This is a genomic window from Pseudomonas monsensis, assembly GCF_014268495.2.
GTDB classification, from domain to species: domain Bacteria; phylum Pseudomonadota; class Gammaproteobacteria; order Pseudomonadales; family Pseudomonadaceae; genus Aquipseudomonas; species Aquipseudomonas monsensis.
The window spans coordinates 2,525,578-2,543,164 of the sequence record NZ_CP077087.1; the positions used below are offsets into that span (position 1 = coordinate 2,525,578).

Here is a 17,587-nt window from a genome sequence, read left to right on the forward strand (position 1 = left end):
CGGGTGCAGACAAAGAACGCTTTTTACCAGATGCCTCGGCCCGTGCGGGATATTTTTCGACCACTGTCCACGGGCAACGATTACAAAATGCTGCGACGGCTCAGGTCACCCGCAGGACGATTTTGCCGATATGGTCGCCGGCTTCCATGTGTGCATGGGCCTGAGCCGCTTCGCTCAGCCAATAGACCTTGTCGATGATCGGCAGGCAGCGCCCGGCAGACAACGCCGGCCATACGTGTTCGCGCAGTTGCGCGGCAATCGCGGCTTTTTCCGCCGTGGTCCGCGGGCGCAACAGCGAGCCGGTCACCACCGCGCGTTTGCCGAGGATCGCCAGTAGATCGACGTCATTGGCCCGGGCGCCGCCGAGGAAACCGAGCATCACCAAGTGGCCGTCCATCGCCAGCGCGCTGACATTATCGTTGAGGTACGAGCCGCCCATGATATCCAGAATGACATTCACCCCCTGACCAGCGGTTTTCTCGGCAATGACCGTGGCGAAATGCTCTTCGCGGTAGTTGATCGGCTGGCCGCCGAGGTCGCGGATCGCTGCGCATTTGTCAGGGCTGCCGGCGGTGGCAAAGGCTTCGATGCCGAATTCGCGGCACAGCATCAATGCGGTGGTGCCGATGCCGCTGGTGCCCCCGTGAATCAGCGCGCGTTGCCCACGGCTGGCGCCGCCGAGGCCAAACAGGTTGGCCCACACAGTAAAGAAGGTTTCCGGGATCGCGGCGGCCTGGACCCAGTCGAGTCCGTCGGGGATGGGCAGCGTCTGGCCGGCCGCAACCGTGCAGTATTCGGCGTAACCGCCACCATTGGTCAGCGCACAGACTCGATCGCCCACGGCGAACGCGGCCACGCCGGCTCCGAGTGCGACCACTTCACCGGCCACTTCCAGGCCGGGGATCGGGTTCATGCCCGGTCGCATCGGATATTTGCCGGCACGCTGCAGGGCGTCCGGACGATTGATGCCGGCGGCATGCACGCGGATCAGCACCTCGCCCTCGGCGGCCACCGGCAACGGTACACGTTTGGGTTGCAGAACGTCGGGACCACCGGGTTCGTTGATTTCGATGCGCGTCATTTCATTGGGTAAAGACATGGTGAGACCTCTTCGCAAAGGGTGTGTAGATGGGAGGCGCCAGGGCCGCAAAGATTCCCGTCAGTCGCAGCAGACGTGTGCCAGCGGGTGTGTGCGGCGCCCGATATGGGTCGCGAACTCCAGCAATATCGCGACGACAATCGCGCCGCCAGCGATCAGGAACAGCAATGCGTGATGACCACCGGTGGCATTGAACAGCGCCGAATAGGCAAAACCGGCCAGCGCTTGAAAGGTGGCAAACGAGACCGTGGCGCGACTCCAGGCGACCTGCTGGCGGTGATGTTCCGGCACCAGTTCATGCACCCGCGCCAGCGCCAGTGGCACGATGCCTGGCGGGAATGAGCCGATGATCACCGCCAACAACGCCAACCCCAGGAAGGACTGGGTAACCGCCAGCAATCCAAGGGCAATCGCTTGCACCACCAGCACCGCTCGAATACTCGCACGCGCGCCAAACCGGTCGGCGAGAAAGCCGTAACTCACCGGCCCGACAATCGCGCCCAGGCCATACATCACCCACACCAGCGCACCGACATGCGCTCCGGCGCCGAGCCCACGCGCCACGTAATCAACCAGAAAGACCATCGCCGGAACCAGGCCTGCGGCCATGAATGCATATTGCGCGAACAAGACGTAAACGGCGGGAGGTGTCGACTGAGGCTCGACAACGGCGTGTGAAGCAGGCGCGTGCACAGGATCGTCAGGCCAGCCGAACCAGCTCAGCGCCGTCAGCATCAGCGCCAACGCACCCAGCCCCAGCCAGGTGTCCTGCAAACCCAGGCTCAACAGCGGCGGTACAAGGGTGCCGGAGCCGGCAATGCCCAGCCCGATACCGAGAAAGATCGCGCCGCTGGCCAGTCCCTTGCGTGACGCCGGCACATGCGGCAACACCGTGGCGGCGACCAGCACCATGATCGCGCCCCCGGCAATGCCCGACAGCAGCCGCCAGCCAAAGAACCAGCTCACGGACAGCGGAAACGCACAGGCAAAAAACGCCGCAGTCACGGCCAGCATCATAAACCGCAGCGCGGATGTGTTGCCCACATGCCGCGCCAGCGGCCGGCCGAGCAGGGCGCCCACCAGGTAGCCGACCAGATTGGCTGCGCCGAGATACACCACGTCGTTGGCGGAAAACCAGCGGGCCTGAATCAGCTCGGGTATCAGCGGTGTGTAAGCAAAGCGTGCCAGGCCAATGCCGACGAGGCTGGCACAGAGTCCGGCGAAGATCGGCAGCCAGAAACCGGTGGGTGATGATGTACGCATGATAGCGATTCCGAGGAAGGTGTATGGCGCTCAGCATATCGGCTATCGTTGCTGCGTTAACGCAGCGATTTGGCGGCACGATGATGCAAATATGCATCGCAAGGAGACAGCTATGAATTGGGATGACGCACGGGTGTTTCTGGCTGTTTGCCGCGAATCGACGTTGCGCGGCGCCGCACGCGTCCTGGGCGTGGATCAGGCAACAGTGGGGCGGCGCATCACCGCCCTGGAGAAGTCCCTGAGTGCAACATTGTTCCTGCGCACCCCGGACGGTTATGCCTTGACGGCAGTCGGTGAGGCGGCACTCAAAAGTGTGGAAAAAATGGAGCATTCGGCGCTTGAACTGGAGCGCCGGATCCAGGGCCTGGACGATCGTCTGACCGGCAACGTGCGCGTCAGCACCACGGACTCGCTGGCCATCGACTTCCTCATTCCGGCCATTGCCCGACTGCACGAACGGCATCCGGATGTGCGCGTGCAACTGGACGCCTCGACGCAGATTCTCAGCCTGGCCAAGCGCGAAGCCGATATCGCGGTGCGCAACACGCGGCCTGACAACCCCGACCTGATTGCCCGACGAATCGCTCGATGGCCGGTGGGCCTGTTCGCTTCACAGGCGTATATCGACGCCAACGGGGTTCCTCGGCAGGGCTCGGCGTTCGAGGGACATGATCTGGTGGTTTACCACCCGTATCTGCAAGGCAACAAGGACATGACGCTGGTCTCCGAGCCGCTGCATCGCGGGCGCATCGTTGCCAGCCTGAGTTCCAGCCTGTTGGTACGCCGATCAATTGCCGCCGGCCTGGGGATAGGCGAAATGCCCGTCTACATGGGCGAGCGCGACGGTCTTGTCAGGTTATGGCCGGAGCGCACGCGACCACTGCCGTATGAAGTCTGGCTGGTGACCCATGCGGATTTGCGCCACACCGCGCGGGTGCGGGCGGTGATCGAGCAGATTGTCGATGTGTTTGCGTTGGAGAATGAGTAGCTGCAGTGGCGGTATTGCCCCGGCTACATCACCTGATGAAACGGCCTACGCTCGAGTCAGAATGTGCCGGCTTGTAGGCTGTGGGAAGGAGTTCTATTGTTTCCGCAGTTCGGTGAGAGACGTCGGGCTCGCACTGAGGCAATGGGCCAGGGAAGGTCTCGGTAACCCCAAAAAGGTGTCGAATTGAAAGCCAGGGAATTCAGTCAATATCCAGTCAGTGATCCATCCAGCAAAGGTCAGAACGCTCAAGCCATGAATGCCGTAAGCCGTGACGAGTTCAACGCCAGGATCGAGACCATCGAAACAAGGATGGATGCTCGGGTCGAGGGGATACGGGCAGACTTTCGAGAGTTTCTGGCGGTTCAGGCCGAACGGGACAAGAGGCGTGATCAGGTACAAGCCGAGCGAGACAACACGCGTGATCAGGTACAGGCTGAGCGAGACCACACGCAAACCGAGCGAGAAAAAACACAAACCGAGCGAGACAAGCGTTACGACATGATTTCGCAGGAGATGCGAGAAATTGCCAAGAGGGTTGAGGACGCTGCCAGGCAAGGATCGACCGTCAAGGCCAATGTCTGGGCAGCCACCGCGGTCCAGTTACTCGGGATCGTCGCCATCGTCGTCGGCGGCTATTACGCGAATCAGGCCAATATGTATGTCGCGATGCAAACAACGCTGGCCGCCGTTCAAGCGGGCAGGGACATCAGCGTACCGACACCCTCGGCATTTCCCTCACTGACGCCGCCATAAAAACGGCCTCCATCGGGAGGCCGTTTTTTGGGCATCAAAGCACCGCCTCATGGCATTTGCGGCAGCTCCTGCGGCCGTAAGTCAAACACCAGCACTTCGGCATCCACGCCGTTGCTCAAGGTCAACGCCTGCTCTTCGCGAATCCGCACGCCGTCACCTTCCTGCAACTGCAGGCCGTTGAGCTCAACGCTGCCGCGCGCCACATGTACGTAAGCGTAGCGATTGGCCGGCAATTGCAGAGTGGCGCTTTCCTTGCCATCGAACAGCCCGGCGAAGACTCGTGCATCCTGACGCACTTTCAACGAGCCATCACTGCCGTCCGGCGAAATGATCAATTGCAGGCGACCGCGTTTTTTCTGTGCAGCGAAGTGCTCCTGCTGATAGCGCGGTTTGGCGCCAGCCACGTCCGGCACGATCCAGATCTGCAGGAAGTGCACAGGCTTGGTGGCTGAATGGTTGTACTCGCTGTGGGCAACGCCGTTACCCGCGCTCATCAGTTGCACATCGCCGGGGCGGATCACGGAACCGGTGCCCAAGGTATCTTCGTGTTCCAGCGCACCCTCAAGCACGTAGGAAAAAATTTCCATGTCGCGATGCGGGTGCTGACCAAAACCTTTGCCGGCAGCGACGCGGTCATCATTGATCACCAGCAGGTCAGAGAACCCCTGTTCACGCGGGTTGCGGTAGCTGGCGAAGGAAAAGGTGTGGAACGACTTCAACCAGCCATGATTGGCGAGGCCACGATCGGAGGCTTTGCGAAGGGTCAGCATGATGAAATCTCCTGTCAGGACGTGAATTCGTCCGAGTGAGAAGAAGGTTAATGGTTATTCTGTTGATCAATAAGTAGCTGAAAATTGTAAGACTGTCCTTTTCGAGTTGACAGTTTTTGTGACGCAGGCGCCATATTCTTTTCCAACGGCTGTCATGTATTTGGCCATAATGCACAGCCTGACCCAGGCATTTATTTCTCTTCGATTCTTGTGATGTCATCCCCATGAAAACCGTGGCAATGGTGCTGTTCCCCGACTTTCTTCTGCTCGACATGGCCGGGCCGCTGGAAGTGTTTTCAGTGGCCAACCGTTATCTGCAACCACAATCCCACTACCAGTTGACCACCCTTGGGACCGAGCACGGGCCGTTACGCGCGTCCAATGGCGTGCTGGTGCACGCTGACCGAACTATCGCGGATGCCGCCCAACACTATGACTTGCTGCTGGTACCCGGCGGGCCGGGCGCTTACAACCAGAGGTTTCCGGCTTTGTTTGCCTGGCTACCGGGAGCGGTGCAGCGCGCCGAACGCTACGGCTCCATCTGTACCGGCGCCTTTGTGCTGGGACATGCCGGATTGCTTGACGGCTATCGCGTGACCACTCACTGGAACTACGTCGAGCGTCTGGTCAAAGGTTTCCCCAAGGCTGACGTGACGACCGATCAGATCTACGTCGAAGACCGCAATCTGATTACCTCGGGCGGCGTTACGGCGGGGATTGACCTGGCCCTGGCCGTGGTCGCCCGGGATCATGGCAAGAAGCTCGCCCAGGACGTGGCCAAGGTCTTGCTGGTGGTGATGAAACGTCAGGGCGGCCAGGCCCAGTTCAGTCCATTGATGGCGGCGGTCGCTCCGCATGAAACGCCGATCACCCGCGTACAGAATTACGTACTTGAACACATTGATGAAGCCTTCACGGTCGAGCGCATGGCCGGGCTGGCCAACATGAGCGCGAGGCATTTCGCCCGGTTGTTTGCCCGCGACGTCAACATGACACCGATGGAGTTTCTGCAAAGTGCGCGCATTGATTGTGCACGCAACTTGCTGGAAACCAGCGAACTGCCACTGAAAACCGTGGCTTACAAAAGCGGTTTTGGCAGTGTGCGGCACATGCGGTTTCTGTTCGCCGAAAGGCTCGGGCTGACCCCGGCGCAGTACCGCGAACAGTTCAGCTAGAGCCGTTCTGTCCGTCTGGGGCACCCCGATGTCCGTGTTGCGCCCCGTATCGTGCTTGTGCCGTCACGTGACGCTGCCAAGATAACTGGCATGGACAATCACAACGATTCGAACTCGGCGTCGGTGCTGCGTTTCGGCCCGTATGCGTTTCATTTGCGGCAACGTCTGATCCTTGAAGGTGATCGGCAGTTGCGCATGGGCGGGCGCGCCATGGACATTTTGCAGGTGCTGCTCGAACGTGCCGGGCGCGTGGTCAAAAAAGAACAGTTGATTGCCATGGTCTGGCCGACTTCGGTCGTCGAAGAGATCAATCTGCGCGTGCACATCGCTGCCCTGAGACGGGCGCTGGGTGATGGTGAGAACGGCCAGCGCTACATCGTCAACGTGCCGCAATGCGGTTACAGCTTTATTGCCCCGGTGCTTTACGACAGTGTCACGCAAGTGGTCTTCGAAACCCTGCAAGCGCCCCAGCACAATCTTCCCGCACGGCTGACCCCGGTCACCGGGCGTGATTCGCTGGTCGGCGGTCTGGTACGACAGCTGCCCCTGTGTCGGCTGCTGACGGTGACCGGCGCACCGGGGATCGGCAAATCCACCGTAGGGCTGCGTGTCGCCGAACTGCTGCTGCAACATTATCGCGATGGCGTGTGGCAGGTTGACCTGGCCTTGGTCGACACTGATACGGCGCTGCTTGCCTATCTGTTGCAGACCCTCGATTGCGACTTTTCCACGCTCTGTCGTCGCCATGCGCTGCTGGTGCTGGATAACTGCGACCACGTGCGCGAAGCCTGTGCCGGGCTGGTGGAAAACCTGCAGAACGCCGCGCCGCAACTGTCGATTCTCGTGACCAGTCGCGAACCCTTGCAAGTCGTTCTGGAAACCGTCCAGCACATCCCGCCGCTGGCCATTCCCAAGCGTGCGGCAGGCGAAACGGCGGACCAGTTCATGGGGTACTCGGCGGTGCAATTACTCGTCAGTCGGGCGCGGGTTCGCCAGCATGATTTCCGGTTGCGCGAGCAGGATTTGAAAACCGTGCGCGAGATCTGTCTCCAGCTCGACGGCTTGCCGTTGGCCATCGAGTTGGCCGCGGCGCAGATCGACGCGCTGGCGCTGGTGGGCTTGCAGGCGCAAGTCGATAACGGGCTGCAACTGCTCAGCCTCGGCAGACGCACGGCGGTGGCGCGCCACCAGTCGATGGCGGCCGCGCTCGACTGGAGCTACCAACGCTTGAGCGAGCAGGAGCAACGGGTGCTGCAGCAGTTATCGGTGTTCAAGATCGCATTCACCCTGGAGGCCGCGCTGGCGGTAATCATGCGCCCGGCGTTGAGCAGCTCCATGCTGATCACCGTTATCGAAGGGTTGGTCCGCAAGTCGCTGCTGATGGTGGAGCGGAGCAACGGTGCGCTGCGTTATCGAATGCTCAACACCACGCGGCGATACGCCCGTGAGCAGCTTGAAGGCAGTGGTGAAAGGCTCGACGTCGAGCGGCGACACACGCGGTACATCAGGCGTATGCGCAAAGAATCAAGCGCACAACTGGCCGCGCAACTCGTTGAGTAGCAGGCGGACCTTGCGCAAGTCCGGCGTCGCATAGCCTTCCGTGAAGCGTTGGTAGACCGGATTCAGCAGACCCAGCGCGTCGTGGCAGCGGTTCTGACGCTGCCATAACTGCGCCAGCGAGGTGGCGCTGCGCAATTCCCAGGCCAGGGCGCCTTGGGCCCGGGCGACGGACAGGGCCTGGTGCAGGATTTTTTCTGCTTCGGCGGTATTGTCGGTGTTTGCCTGTACGCCTGCGCGAGCAGGCTCGCCAGGGTGGTCGACCGGACAGCACTGCTCGTCAAGCAACCGCTGCGCCCGTACCCGCAAGATCTCCGCCGTGCTCCACCCGGCATCACCGCTGCGGGCCCGTTCCAGCAGCGCGTCGTCGACGAACCGGCCGTCCAGCGTCACCATGATTTCCTTGATCAAGCCGCTGTCATCCGCCGGCATTGGCGTCGCGCTGTCCGGTTCGATCACCTGCGCGTAGTGCCGTGCCCAAGTATGAAACAACAACACCGAATGTTTCTGTGACTGTTCAAGCAACATCTGCAACAGCGCCTGCGCGTTCTGCCGGTCGCCGTTGTAATGGGCGATCAGGCAACTGGCCAGCGCCAGGGTGTAGCAAATCGAAGTGCCGTGATCGATTTGTACGGCGATGTTCAGGGCCTGCCGCGCCGTGTGCCAGGCCTGCACGGGGAAGCCCTGCATCCACAGGACCCGCGCGAGCACTGTCAGCGAGGCGACGCTTTGATCGTATTGCACACCAAAACCGTGGGTAAACCGATTGAGGTGACCGCTTTGCGTCATGCTCTGGATCACCTGTTCGGCATGGATGCGTGCTTGCGGCTGATCGCCGGCGTAATGCAACGCCAGCACACGCAATCGGTGCGCACTCAGTGACAACAGAGGGTCACCGTGCGGGCCCAGACGGTCGAACTGTTCGCTTTGCGCCAGAGCCGCCCGGTACTGCCCGCAACTGAGGTTGACTGCCATGTGCCCGGAGACGGCGCGCAGTTGTCCGGCGACATCGCCGTGTTGCTGCGCCAGTGCGTGGGCGCTGGCAAAGGCCTCGATGGTTTCCGGGGTGCCGCCCCAGGTGTGATAACAGGCGCTGCCGAGCGCCAGTTTCAGGGCGATCTGCAGGCGCGGGCAGGGCTTGTCGGCCTGTTCCAGCAACGCCAAGGCCTGACGCACGTAGCCGCCGTACTCCTTGAGCAACGACAATTCCTGCCATATCGGTGCGGAGATCGCCGCCAGTTCAATTGCCAGAAGTGTCGGGCCGGCTCCATTCAGGCTCCAGTCCAGCGCCGCGCGCAAATCTTCCAGCCCCCGGGCATAGCGTTCGATCCACACCAGCGTCGGGGTGTGTTCCCACGCGCTCTGCGCCTGTTGCATCAACACCAGACACCGCTCGGCGTGACGCTGGCGGGTTTCGTCGAGTTCGGAGACGTGATCGAGTTTTTCCAGGGCATAGCGCCGGGTCGTATCGAGCAAGCGGTAGAACACCTCTTCATCGCCGACTTCGACATTGAGCAGTGATTTGGCCACCAGTTGCGTAATCGAGCCAAATACCTCACCGGGCAAAATGTGTTGACCGCCAATCACCGCAGCAGCGGATTCCAGGGTGAAGCCGCCGCGAAATACGCTCAACCGGCGCAGGCAGGTCTGCTCGCACTGGCTGAGCAGATTGAAACTCCAGTCCAGGGTGGCACGGAGCGTTACATGGCGTTCCGGATGACCCGGCAGCAGAGGCGGTAACCGCCCCTGTAGCTGACTCAGCAAACCCCTCAGGTCCGTGCCGTCGATTTGCGCGGCGGCCAGCTCCAGCGCCAGTGGAATGCCATCAAGCCGCTGGCAGATTTCGATGGCCTGCGCCAGGTTGGCATCATTGAGCTCAAAGTGTTCATGGGCAGCCATGGCGCGCTCGGCGAACAATTGCAGCGCGGCAAAAGCCAGCGCTTGCGCATGGTCCGTCACGGCCGACAGCGGCGGACAATCGAGGGTCTCCAGGCGCTGCACATATTCGCCCTCGGCCCGCAGGCTCTCGCGGCTGGTGGCCAGGATGTGCACCTGCGGTGCGCCGCGCAAAAGGCTTTCGCTGAGCTGGGCCACGGCGTCGATCAAGTGTTCGCAGTTATCGATCACCAGCAACATCTGCCGTTCGCGCAAGCCGTTGATCAGGCTGGTCAGCGGTTCGCTGTCTTGCAGCAGGATGTCGAGCAGGGCGGCGAGGTGCGAGTAGATCATGCGCGGGTCGCTCAACGGCGCCAGATCGAGCAAGCGGATACCGTCGCGATAGCGCCCGATCAACTGCTCGGCCACCCGCAGGGCCACAGTGGTCTTGCCGATCCCGCCGGGGCCGACGAGGGTGATGCAACGCTGGCGCGGCAACTGCTTCATCAGGCTGTCGACCAGCGTCTGGCGGCCGATCATGCGTGTGCGCCGTAGCGGCAAGTTGTGGCGGCCGACGGCGTCGCCGGCAGGGCGTTGCCGAATGGGTTCGAGCAGGATCGGCGCGACAAAACTGTAGCCGCGGTGCGCCACGGTGACGATATAGCGCTGCCCGTTCTGGCCGTCACCGAGTGCCTTGCGCAAGGCCGCCATGTGCACGCGCAGATTGATCTCTTCGACGACGTTGTCCGGCCAGACGCCGGCCATCAATTGTTGCTTGCTGACCACCTCGCCGGCCTGGGCCAGCAGGATCAGCAGAATATCCATCGCCCGCCGCCCCAGCCGCAATGGCTGGTCGCCCTCGAGCACCAGCCGTTGTTCTGGATAAATCCGATAGGGGCCGAAACCGAAGGCCTGATTCGGGGAACGATTCAACAGCTGACTCCTGCGGGGTTGCGGCGGACGGTCGGGACAGCAGCGCACAGGCTTCTATTCCGGGGTGTCCGGGCATAATCCTCAGGTTTGAGCGATCGCGCAACGGTGGGTGTTGCAACGCTCAAAATCGACCGGGTTTTGTTCGGCTGTTTTGCACGTCCCGCATGACCTGACAGCGCCAGGCAAACGGATTGATCCCTTCGCTGCGGGTGAACATGTGACAGAAGTGTGCCTGGTCACAGAAGCCGCATTCCAGGCTGATTTGCGTCAGGCTCAGGTCGGTGTGCTGGATCAGCAACTTGGCCCGGGCCAGGCGCTGGCTACGGATCCAGTCTTGTGGCGAAAACCCCGTGCTGCATTTGAAGGCGCGGGAGAAGTGGCTGCGCGACAGCGCACAGGCACGGGCCAGTTCGGCGACTTCCAGGCTTTCGCCCAGACGCTCGAGAATCAGTTGTTTGACGTGTCGTTCACGTTGCGGGCTGAGTCCGCCAATCCCGCTTTTGCGCGATTGACTGGCAGGGGCGAGGGCGACGGTGGGTTGCGAGTGAGCCATGGCCAGTGTCCGTGTCGGTGGGGAAGGCACGACGGCGTTCCCTCAAGTCAAAAAACAACGCTGCGCAGAGGCATTCATTGTTGGGCCGAGCCTTGGGGCTGACGAGTTAATCGTTGTTAATTTGCTGAACAACTTCGGGCTCAAACCACCGTTGATCGCGTAAAGTGCGCTGCACTTGCGTCTGATTGGCCATAGAAGGAAAGCGCCCATGAACCGTAATGATCTGCGCCGCGTCGACATGAACCTGTTGGTGATTTTCGAAGCGTTGATGTTCGAAAAGAACCTGACCCGCGTCGCCGAAAAACTGTTCATGGGCCAGCCCGCCGTGAGCGCGGCGCTGGGCCGCTTGCGCGATCTGTTCGATGATCCGTTGCTGTTGCGCAACGGCCGCGCGATGGAGCCGACCGCCCGCGCACTGGCGATTCTCAAGGAGTTGCAACCGGCGATGGACGTGATCTCCGGCGCGGTCAGCCGGGCCAAGGAGTTCGACCCGGCGAGCAGTTGCGAGGTGTTTCGCATCGGCCTGTCGGACGACGCCGAGTTCGGTCTGTTTCCGCCCTTGCTGCGCCAGTTGCAGGAAGATGCACCGGGTATCGTCGTGGTGGTGCGCCGTGCCAATTACCTGTTGATGCCGGCGTTATTGGCCTCCGGGGAAATTTCCGTTGGCGTCAGTTACACCACCGATCTGCCGGCCAACGCCAAACGCAAAAAGCTGCGCGACATTCCCTGCAAGGTGCTGCGTGGCGATAACCGGCCCGGGCCACTGACGCTGGACGAATACTGCGAGCGGCCGCATGCGATGGTGTCGTTTTCCGGCGACCTGAGCGGCAATATCGATCTGGATCTGGCCAAGCTCGGCCGCACCCGCCGTGTGGTCCTTGGCGTGCCGCAATTCAGCGGCTTGCGGGCGTTGCTCGCCGGCACCGAAATGATCGCCACCGTGCCGGATTACGCGGCGTGCGCGTTGGTTGAGGGCTGTGCCTTGCGCGCTGAAGACCCGCCGTTCCCGATTGATGCCGCGCAATTGTCGATGGCCTGGAGCGGGGTGCATGACAACGATCCGGCAGAGCGTTGGTTGCGCTCGCGGATCAGCCAGTTCATGGCCGCGCCGTTGAATATTCCAGCGATTTAAATCCCTGCGCAGATCTCACTGCCACACAGCCCCCTGTGGGAGTGAGCCTGCCCGCGAAGGCGTCAGGTCAGTCGACATTTCTGTTGAATGACACTCCGCTATCGCTGGCAAGCCAGCGCCCACAGAGTTCTTCGGCGTTCTCGGCAACCAGGTTGATCGCAGAAGAGAGCACACCTATCCAATTTCCCCCCGACCATCATTGGCATGATTCCAGCCAATGACATTTCAAGGGTCGGGTCATGAACGTTTCACAACGCGATGAACGAGCGCAGGACGTCGGTTTGCTGTTTCTGCGGGTCAGTGGCGGGTTGTTTCTGCTGTGGGTGCACGGTTTGCCCAAGCTGCTGGACTTCACGGCCCAACTGCAACTGATCGAAGACCCGTTCCACCTCGGCGCCCACCTCACCCTGATGCTGGCGATCTTCGCCGAAGTGCTCTGTCCGCTACTGATCGTCGCCGGGGTGCTGGCGCGTTTGGCCTGCTTGCCTATTCTGTTTGTGCTGCTGGTGGCGTTGTTGCTCGTGCACCCGCAATGGAGTGTGGCCGAGGGGCAGTTCGGCTGGTTGCTGTTGATCCTGTTTGCCACTGTGTTTATCGCCGGGCCGGGACGGCTGGCGCTCAATGTTCGCTTGCCCGGAGTACTGCGTTATGCCTGAAGTCCTTAGTCAAAAAGCACCGGGGGCAGACGAAACGGTCACCTTGATCATCAAGCATCAGGTCAAGGCCGGTTTCGAGTCGGCCTATGAAGCCTGGCTGCGCAATATCGTGCGCGTGGCGGGGCAGCGTGAAGGCCATCTGGGCGTGGACGTGGTGCGTGGCAAGCGCGGCCGTCTCGACTTCTACACCTGCGTGCTGCGTTTCAGATCTACCGAAGCGATGCAAGGGTGGCTGGAGTCGCCGCAGCGTCAGGCACTGGTCGCCGAAGCCGCGCCGATGCTCGCCTATGGCGACCAGACCGAAGTGGCGCCGATCAACGAATTCTGGTTCGCGCCACTGGCCGACGCCGCCTCGCCACCGCCGCGCTGGAAGCAGGCAGTGATCACGCTGCTGGTGATTCTGCCGCACACCTTGCTGGTGCCGCTGATCTGGGGGCCGTTGCTGGCGCTGCATCCCATTCTTTCCAACTACGTGGTCGCCACGTTCCTGATCACCCTGACCATCGTGCTGTCGGTGGTGTACGTATTCATGCCTCGCGTCACGCGATTGTTTGCGCCTTGGCTCGAAGCGAGTCAGGCCCATGAGCACCTTGATTCTCAAAAACCTCAGGCGCGCTGAAACGCCGAGGTTTCGCTCCCTTTCACTTTGTCTGAGGAACTGCGATGAACGCCGACCTGATTCTGTTCAATGGCCAATTTCATACCGTAGACCGTACCAAACCACTGGCAAGCGCCGTGGCGATCAAGGACGGCCGTTTTGTTGTCGTCGGCAACGACGCCCAGGCCATGGCCCTGCGCGGTTCGGCCACGCAAGTGATCGACATGCACGGCCGCTGCGTCATTCCCGGCCTCAATGACTCGCACCTGCACCTGATCCGTGGCGGTCTGAACTACAACCTCGAACTGCGCTGGGAAGGCGTGCCGTCGCTGGCCGATGCACTGCGCATGCTCAAGGAACAGGCCGACCGCACGCCGACCCCGCAATGGGTGCGTGTGGTCGGTGGCTGGAACGAATTCCAGTTCGCCGAAAAACGCATGCCGACCCTCGAAGAGCTCAATCAGGCGGCGCCGGACACCCCGGTGTTCGTGCTGCACCTGTACGACCGCGCGCTGCTTAACCGTGCCGCACTGCGGGTGGCCGGTTACACCCGTGACACGCCGAACCCGCCGGGTGGCGAGATCGTCCGGGATGCCAACGGCAACCCGACCGGCATGCTGGTCGCACGGCCGAACGCGATGATCCTGTACTCGACGCTGGCCAAGGGGCCGAAGCTGCCGCTGGAGTATCAGGTCAACTCGACCCGTCAGTTCATGCGCGAACTCAATCGCCTTGGTCTGACCAGCGCGATTGATGCCGGCGGTGGTTTCCAGAACTATCCGGATGACTATCAGGTGATCGAGCAACTGGCCAAGGAGGACCAGTTGACCGTACGCATCGCCTACAACCTGTTTACCCAGAAACCCAAAGAAGAACTGAGCGATTTCCAGAACTGGACCGGCAGCGTCACCCTGCATCAGGGCGACGATTACCTGCGTCACAACGGTGCCGGTGAAATGCTGGTGTTCTCGGCGGCGGACTTCGAGGACTTCCTCGAACCGCGCCCGGATTTACCGCAGACCATGGAACAGGAACTGGAGCCGGTGGTGCGCCACCTGGTCGAACAGCGCTGGCCGTTCCGTCTGCACGCCACTTACAACGAATCGATCAGCCGCATGCTCGACGTGTTCGAGAAGGTCAATCGCGACATTCCGTTCAACGGTCTGCCGTGGTTCTTCGACCACGCCGAAACCATCACCCCGCAAAACATCGAGCGGGTGAGGGCGCTGGGCGGCGGCATTGCGATTCAGGATCGCATGGCGTTCCAGGGCGAATACTTCGTCGATCGTTACGGTAAACAGGCAGCCGAGGCCACGCCGCCGATCAAGCGCATGCTCGCCGAAGGCGTGCCGGTGGGCGCTGGCACCGATGCCACGCGGGTGTCCAGCTACAACCCGTGGACCTCGCTGTACTGGATGGTCAGCGGTCGTACCGTCGGTGGTCTGGCGCTGTACGAAGAAGGTTTGCCACGCACCACCGCGCTGGAACTGTTCACCCACGGCAGCGCCTGGTTCTCGTCCGAGCAAGGCAAGAAGGGCCAGATCAAGGTCGGGCAACTGGCGGATCTCGCGGCACTGAGCGCGGATTTCTTCCACGTCGAAGAAGAAGCGATCAAGTGGATCGAGTCGGTACTGACCGTGGTCGGCGGCAAGATCGTCTATGCCGCCGGTGACTTCGAAGACCTCGGCCCACGCTCGATTCCGGTTCTGCCGGACTGGTCGCCAGTGGTGAAAGTCCCGGGCCACTGGCGGCCGAATTCGCCGCTGCAGGCGCAAGTGCATCAGTGCGTTGGCGCCTGTGCAGTGCACTCGCACAGCCATGAAAAGGCGCGGCTGTCGAACGCGCCGGTCAGCGACTTTGCCGGTTTCTGGGGCGCCTTCGGCTGTTCCTGTTTCGCCTTCTGATCCCGACAACAAAAGCGCCGGCCACGCGGTACGGCGCTTTACGCAATATCCACCCACCCAGGAGTTTTCCCATGAGCGTTCCTTACACACGTCTGAACAAAGATGATGCGGTTGTGCTGTTGGTCGATCACCAGACCGGTCTGATCTCGCTGGTGCAGGATTTCTCGCCGAACGAATTCAAGAACAACGTCTTGGCGCTGGGCGATATCGCCAAGTTCTTCAAGCTGCCGACCATCCTCACCACCAGTTTCGATGCCGGTCCGAACGGCCCGCTCGTACCGGAATTGCGCGAGCAGTTCCCGGACGCGCCGTTCATTCAGCGTCCTGGCCAGATCAATGCCTGGGACAACGAAGATTTCGTCAAGGCGATCAAGGCCACCGGCCGCAAGCAACTGATCATCGCCGGTGTAGTGACTGACGTCTGCGTAGCGTTCCCGACCCTGTCGGCCATCGCTGAAGGTTATGAAGTGTTCGTGGTCACCGACTCGTCCGGCACCTTCAACACCACCGTGCAACAAGCGGCCTGGGCGCGGATGTCGGCCGCCGGTGCCCACCTGCTGAACTGGTTCTCGGTGGCGTGCGAGCTGCAGGGCGACTGGCGCAACGACATGGAAGGCCTGGCGCATCTGCTGTCGGAACGCCTGCCGAACTATCGCAACCTGATCAACAGCTACACCAAGTTCACTGCCAAATAAAAGCCCCTGGCCCTCTCCCAAAGGGAGAGGGCCGTGTTCGAGCTACGCCGACCTGCAATACCGAGCCGAACTCCGGTCTTGAAATGCCCGGCGATCGGCTCCCTTTCCCCCATGTCCCCTTGGGGGAGAGGGTTGGGGGGAGGGGGGAGACTTTTGATCTTAAAATCCCCTCATCAGCGCTTCTGCAACCATCCCAAAAAACCACCTTTCCTCACCGCTACCGGTTTGGCCATCAACGCGAGGCGACTGTTCTGCTGCCGCACCGCCTGCAATTTATTCAACGCCCGACTCACCTCTGTGCGCTGTTCCATGCACTGACGGGTGAGGTTCTTGTCGAGGCGATAGATGATGCTCGACGTCAACGCCGTGAACGTGGCTTGCGAAGGCGTATCGGCGAGGATGCTCTGTTCACCCATGACCTCGCTCGGCCCCATGCGTCCGGCTTCGGTCTGGCCGGTGCCATCGGGCACGGTCGCACTGACCACACCGGTGGCGATGACAAACAGACTGTCGGGCACTTCATCCAGCCCCAGCACCACCTGACCGGCTGCGTACTGTTGCGCGACCATCGACTCGGCGAGGCGATCGCGTTCCTCATGGCTCAACGAACGGAAGACTTTCACTTCATCGAGCAGTGCCCGGGCGCGGGTCGAGGGCTCGATCACGCCATCGGGATGCCGGGAAATACCTGCGGCTTCGAGATGACGGTGGGCGAGGTCGAACAGTTGATTGCGTACCTCGCTTTTCTTGCCCAGCTCACTGATGAAGCCGCTGGCGACGTATTCCGACATCTCTTCACCGGCTTCTTTCAACACGGCTTTGGGCGGTGGATTCAACAGCAGGCTGCTGCTGCCTTGCAGGGTGCGGTCGAGGGCGTCGAGCACGCGCCGGGGGCGAATATGGTTCGGCACCTTGATGCTGATCGAGACACCGTGCAGGTTGGTCGGGCGACTGAGATTGACGATCTTCGCCTTGGCCGCCACCGAATTCGGCACCACGGCCAGGGTGCCGGTGCTGGTCAGCAGGTGCGTGGCGCGCCAGTCGATGTCGAGCACCTTGCCCTCGACGCCGTCGATCACCACGAAATCGTCCACCTGATAGGGTTTGGTGGTGTTGAGCACGATCCCCGAGAACACGTCGCTCAAGGTGCTTTGCAGCGCCAGACCGACGACGATCGCCACCACCCCGGAGGTCGCCAGCAAACCTTTGACTGGCAACTCCAGCACATAACCGGCGGCCGCGACGATCGCCGCCAGGAATACCAGTGCGCCGATCACGTCCTGCAACAACCGACCGCTGTGACCGATGCGCCGCATCAGCACCAGACCGATCACTTCGGTCAGCACCCGCGCAGCGTACAGCCACCAGACAATCCCCAGCGCCGTCGCGCCCAGTTGCGCCACGCGATCATCGGCCAACAGCGGTGCCTGCAACGGACTGACGCCGGCGTTAATCACCAGCGCGGTAAACGTCAGAAACAGCACCAGCCGCACACCGACTCTCGGGGCGCGATGAGTGAAGGGCGAGAAGTGCCAGAGCAGCGCGTCGAGCACCAGCAGGAGGGCACTCAGAGACAGCAGGTGAGTGAGGAGGAAGGACATGGCAATCTCCGGAGCTGCACGAATTCAGTGAAGAT

Annotated in this window: 15 protein-coding genes; 9 read left to right on the forward strand and 6 right to left on the reverse strand. The window is 61.5% G+C overall.

Annotation, left to right across the window (positions count from 1 at the left end; genetic code table 11):
- Positions 1 to 100: 100 nt before the first annotated feature.
- Both HV782_RS11090 and HV782_RS11095 read right to left on the reverse strand, forming a co-directional pair.
- Positions 101 to 1,099: an NAD(P)H-quinone oxidoreductase gene (locus HV782_RS11090; protein ID WP_186747798.1), complete on the reverse strand. Its 999-nt coding sequence runs from the start codon at positions 1,097 to 1,099 to the stop codon at positions 101 to 103.
- 60 nt (positions 1,100 to 1,159) lie between these two features.
- Positions 1,160 to 2,362, reverse strand: a complete 1,203-nt coding sequence (locus tag HV782_RS11095; protein ID WP_123463299.1) for a YbfB/YjiJ family MFS transporter — start codon at positions 2,360 to 2,362, stop codon at positions 1,160 to 1,162.
- A gap of 112 nt (positions 2,363 to 2,474) precedes the next feature.
- Between HV782_RS11095 and HV782_RS11100 the strand changes: the two genes are divergently transcribed.
- Together HV782_RS11100 and HV782_RS11105 are read left to right on the forward strand one after the other, a co-directional pair.
- The gene (locus HV782_RS11100) at positions 2,475 to 3,350 is read left to right on the forward strand and encodes a LysR family transcriptional regulator (RefSeq protein WP_123463297.1); all 876 of its coding nucleotides are present in this window, start codon (positions 2,475 to 2,477) and stop codon (positions 3,348 to 3,350) included.
- Between the two features lie 183 nt (positions 3,351 to 3,533).
- A complete protein-coding gene (locus HV782_RS11105) occupies positions 3,534 to 4,103 on the forward strand; it encodes a hypothetical protein (RefSeq protein WP_225931069.1) in 570 nt (189 codons plus the stop codon).
- 47 nt (positions 4,104 to 4,150) lie between these two features.
- Here the strand turns inward: HV782_RS11105 and HV782_RS11110 are convergent, their stop codons facing one another.
- Positions 4,151 to 4,873 carry a pirin family protein gene (locus HV782_RS11110; RefSeq protein ID WP_186747800.1) on the reverse strand — a complete coding sequence of 241 codons (723 nt, stop codon included), beginning with the start codon at positions 4,871 to 4,873 and terminating at the stop codon, positions 4,151 to 4,153.
- Positions 4,874 to 5,097: 224 nt separating this feature from the next.
- On the opposite strand from HV782_RS11110, the gene HV782_RS11115 reads away from it, so the two are divergent.
- Both HV782_RS11115 and HV782_RS11120 read left to right on the forward strand, forming a co-directional pair.
- The gene (locus tag HV782_RS11115; RefSeq protein ID WP_123463291.1) at positions 5,098 to 6,048 is read left to right on the forward strand and encodes a GlxA family transcriptional regulator; all 951 of its coding nucleotides are present in this window, start codon (positions 5,098 to 5,100) and stop codon (positions 6,046 to 6,048) included.
- Positions 6,049 to 6,138: 90 nt separating this feature from the next.
- Positions 6,139 to 7,608 (forward strand): ATP-binding protein, encoded by a 1,470-nt coding sequence (locus HV782_RS11120; RefSeq protein ID WP_186747802.1) that lies wholly within the window; start codon positions 6,139 to 6,141, stop codon positions 7,606 to 7,608.
- Here HV782_RS11120 and HV782_RS11125 read toward each other — a convergent pair.
- On the reverse strand, positions 7,573 to 10,413 hold the full coding sequence (locus HV782_RS11125) for an ATP-binding protein (protein WP_186747804.1): 2,841 nt from the start codon (positions 10,411 to 10,413) through the stop codon (positions 7,573 to 7,575). The genes HV782_RS11120 and HV782_RS11125 overlap by 36 nt on opposite strands.
- Positions 10,414 to 10,534: 121 nt before the next feature.
- On the reverse strand, positions 10,535 to 10,966 hold the full coding sequence (locus HV782_RS11130; RefSeq protein WP_123463286.1) for a helix-turn-helix domain-containing protein: 432 nt from the start codon (positions 10,964 to 10,966) through the stop codon (positions 10,535 to 10,537).
- A gap of 208 nt (positions 10,967 to 11,174) precedes the next feature.
- Here HV782_RS11130 and HV782_RS11135 point away from each other — a divergent pair, with 208 nt between their 5' ends.
- The 5 genes from HV782_RS11135 (at position 11,175) to ycaC (ending at position 15,951) form a co-directional block, all read left to right on the forward strand.
- Positions 11,175 to 12,098, forward strand: a complete 924-nt coding sequence (locus tag HV782_RS11135) for a LysR family transcriptional regulator (protein WP_186747806.1) — start codon at positions 11,175 to 11,177, stop codon at positions 12,096 to 12,098.
- A 239-nt stretch (positions 12,099 to 12,337) separates the two neighbouring features.
- Entirely contained in the window at positions 12,338 to 12,754 is a 417-nt protein-coding gene (locus tag HV782_RS11140) for a DoxX family protein (protein WP_123463282.1), read from the forward strand.
- Positions 12,747 to 13,373: an antibiotic biosynthesis monooxygenase gene (locus tag HV782_RS11145; protein ID WP_186747809.1), complete on the forward strand. Its 627-nt coding sequence runs from the start codon at positions 12,747 to 12,749 to the stop codon at positions 13,371 to 13,373. Before HV782_RS11140 ends, HV782_RS11145 begins: the two co-directional genes overlap by 8 nt.
- A gap of 44 nt (positions 13,374 to 13,417) precedes the next feature.
- Positions 13,418 to 15,256, forward strand: a complete 1,839-nt coding sequence (locus HV782_RS11150; RefSeq protein ID WP_123463278.1) for an amidohydrolase — start codon at positions 13,418 to 13,420, stop codon at positions 15,254 to 15,256.
- Between the two features lie 71 nt (positions 15,257 to 15,327).
- Positions 15,328 to 15,951 carry an isochorismate family cysteine hydrolase YcaC gene (gene ycaC, locus HV782_RS11155; protein WP_123463276.1) on the forward strand — a complete coding sequence of 208 codons (624 nt, stop codon included), beginning with the start codon at positions 15,328 to 15,330 and terminating at the stop codon, positions 15,949 to 15,951.
- A 173-nt stretch (positions 15,952 to 16,124) separates the two neighbouring features.
- Here ycaC and HV782_RS11160 read toward each other — a convergent pair whose 3' ends face one another.
- Complete coding sequence (locus tag HV782_RS11160; protein ID WP_186747811.1) at positions 16,125 to 17,552, reverse strand: mechanosensitive ion channel family protein; 1,428 nt, start codon at positions 17,550 to 17,552, stop codon at positions 16,125 to 16,127.
- Between the last annotated feature and the right edge of the window lie 35 nt (positions 17,553 to 17,587).

Excerpts from the sequence above, each read along its gene's own strand:
- HV782_RS11150 (WP_123463278.1), top strand. The coding sequence starts at position 13,418 with ATGAACGCCGACCTGATTCTGTTCAATGGCCAATTTCATACCGTAGAC.
- HV782_RS11110 (WP_186747800.1), bottom strand. The coding sequence starts at position 4,873 with ATGCTGACCCTTCGCAAAGCCTCCGATCGTGGCCTCGCCAATCATGGC.
- HV782_RS11130 (WP_123463286.1), bottom strand. The coding sequence starts at position 10,966 with ATGGCTCACTCGCAACCCACCGTCGCCCTCGCCCCTGCCAGTCAATCG.
- HV782_RS11090 (WP_186747798.1), bottom strand. The coding sequence starts at position 1,099 with ATGTCTTTACCCAATGAAATGACGCGCATCGAAATCAACGAACCCGGT.
- HV782_RS11100 (WP_123463297.1), top strand. The coding sequence starts at position 2,475 with ATGAATTGGGATGACGCACGGGTGTTTCTGGCTGTTTGCCGCGAATCG.
- HV782_RS11160 (WP_186747811.1), bottom strand. The coding sequence starts at position 17,552 with ATGTCCTTCCTCCTCACTCACCTGCTGTCTCTGAGTGCCCTCCTGCTG.
- HV782_RS11140 (WP_123463282.1), top strand. The coding sequence starts at position 12,338 with ATGAACGTTTCACAACGCGATGAACGAGCGCAGGACGTCGGTTTGCTG.
- HV782_RS11135 (WP_186747806.1), top strand. The coding sequence starts at position 11,175 with ATGAACCGTAATGATCTGCGCCGCGTCGACATGAACCTGTTGGTGATT.
- HV782_RS11115 (WP_123463291.1), top strand. The coding sequence starts at position 5,098 with ATGAAAACCGTGGCAATGGTGCTGTTCCCCGACTTTCTTCTGCTCGAC.
- HV782_RS11095 (WP_123463299.1), bottom strand. The coding sequence starts at position 2,362 with ATGCGTACATCATCACCCACCGGTTTCTGGCTGCCGATCTTCGCCGGA.
- HV782_RS11145 (WP_186747809.1), top strand. The coding sequence starts at position 12,747 with ATGCCTGAAGTCCTTAGTCAAAAAGCACCGGGGGCAGACGAAACGGTC.
- HV782_RS11120 (WP_186747802.1), top strand. The coding sequence starts at position 6,139 with ATGGACAATCACAACGATTCGAACTCGGCGTCGGTGCTGCGTTTCGGC.
- ycaC (WP_123463276.1), top strand. The coding sequence starts at position 15,328 with ATGAGCGTTCCTTACACACGTCTGAACAAAGATGATGCGGTTGTGCTG.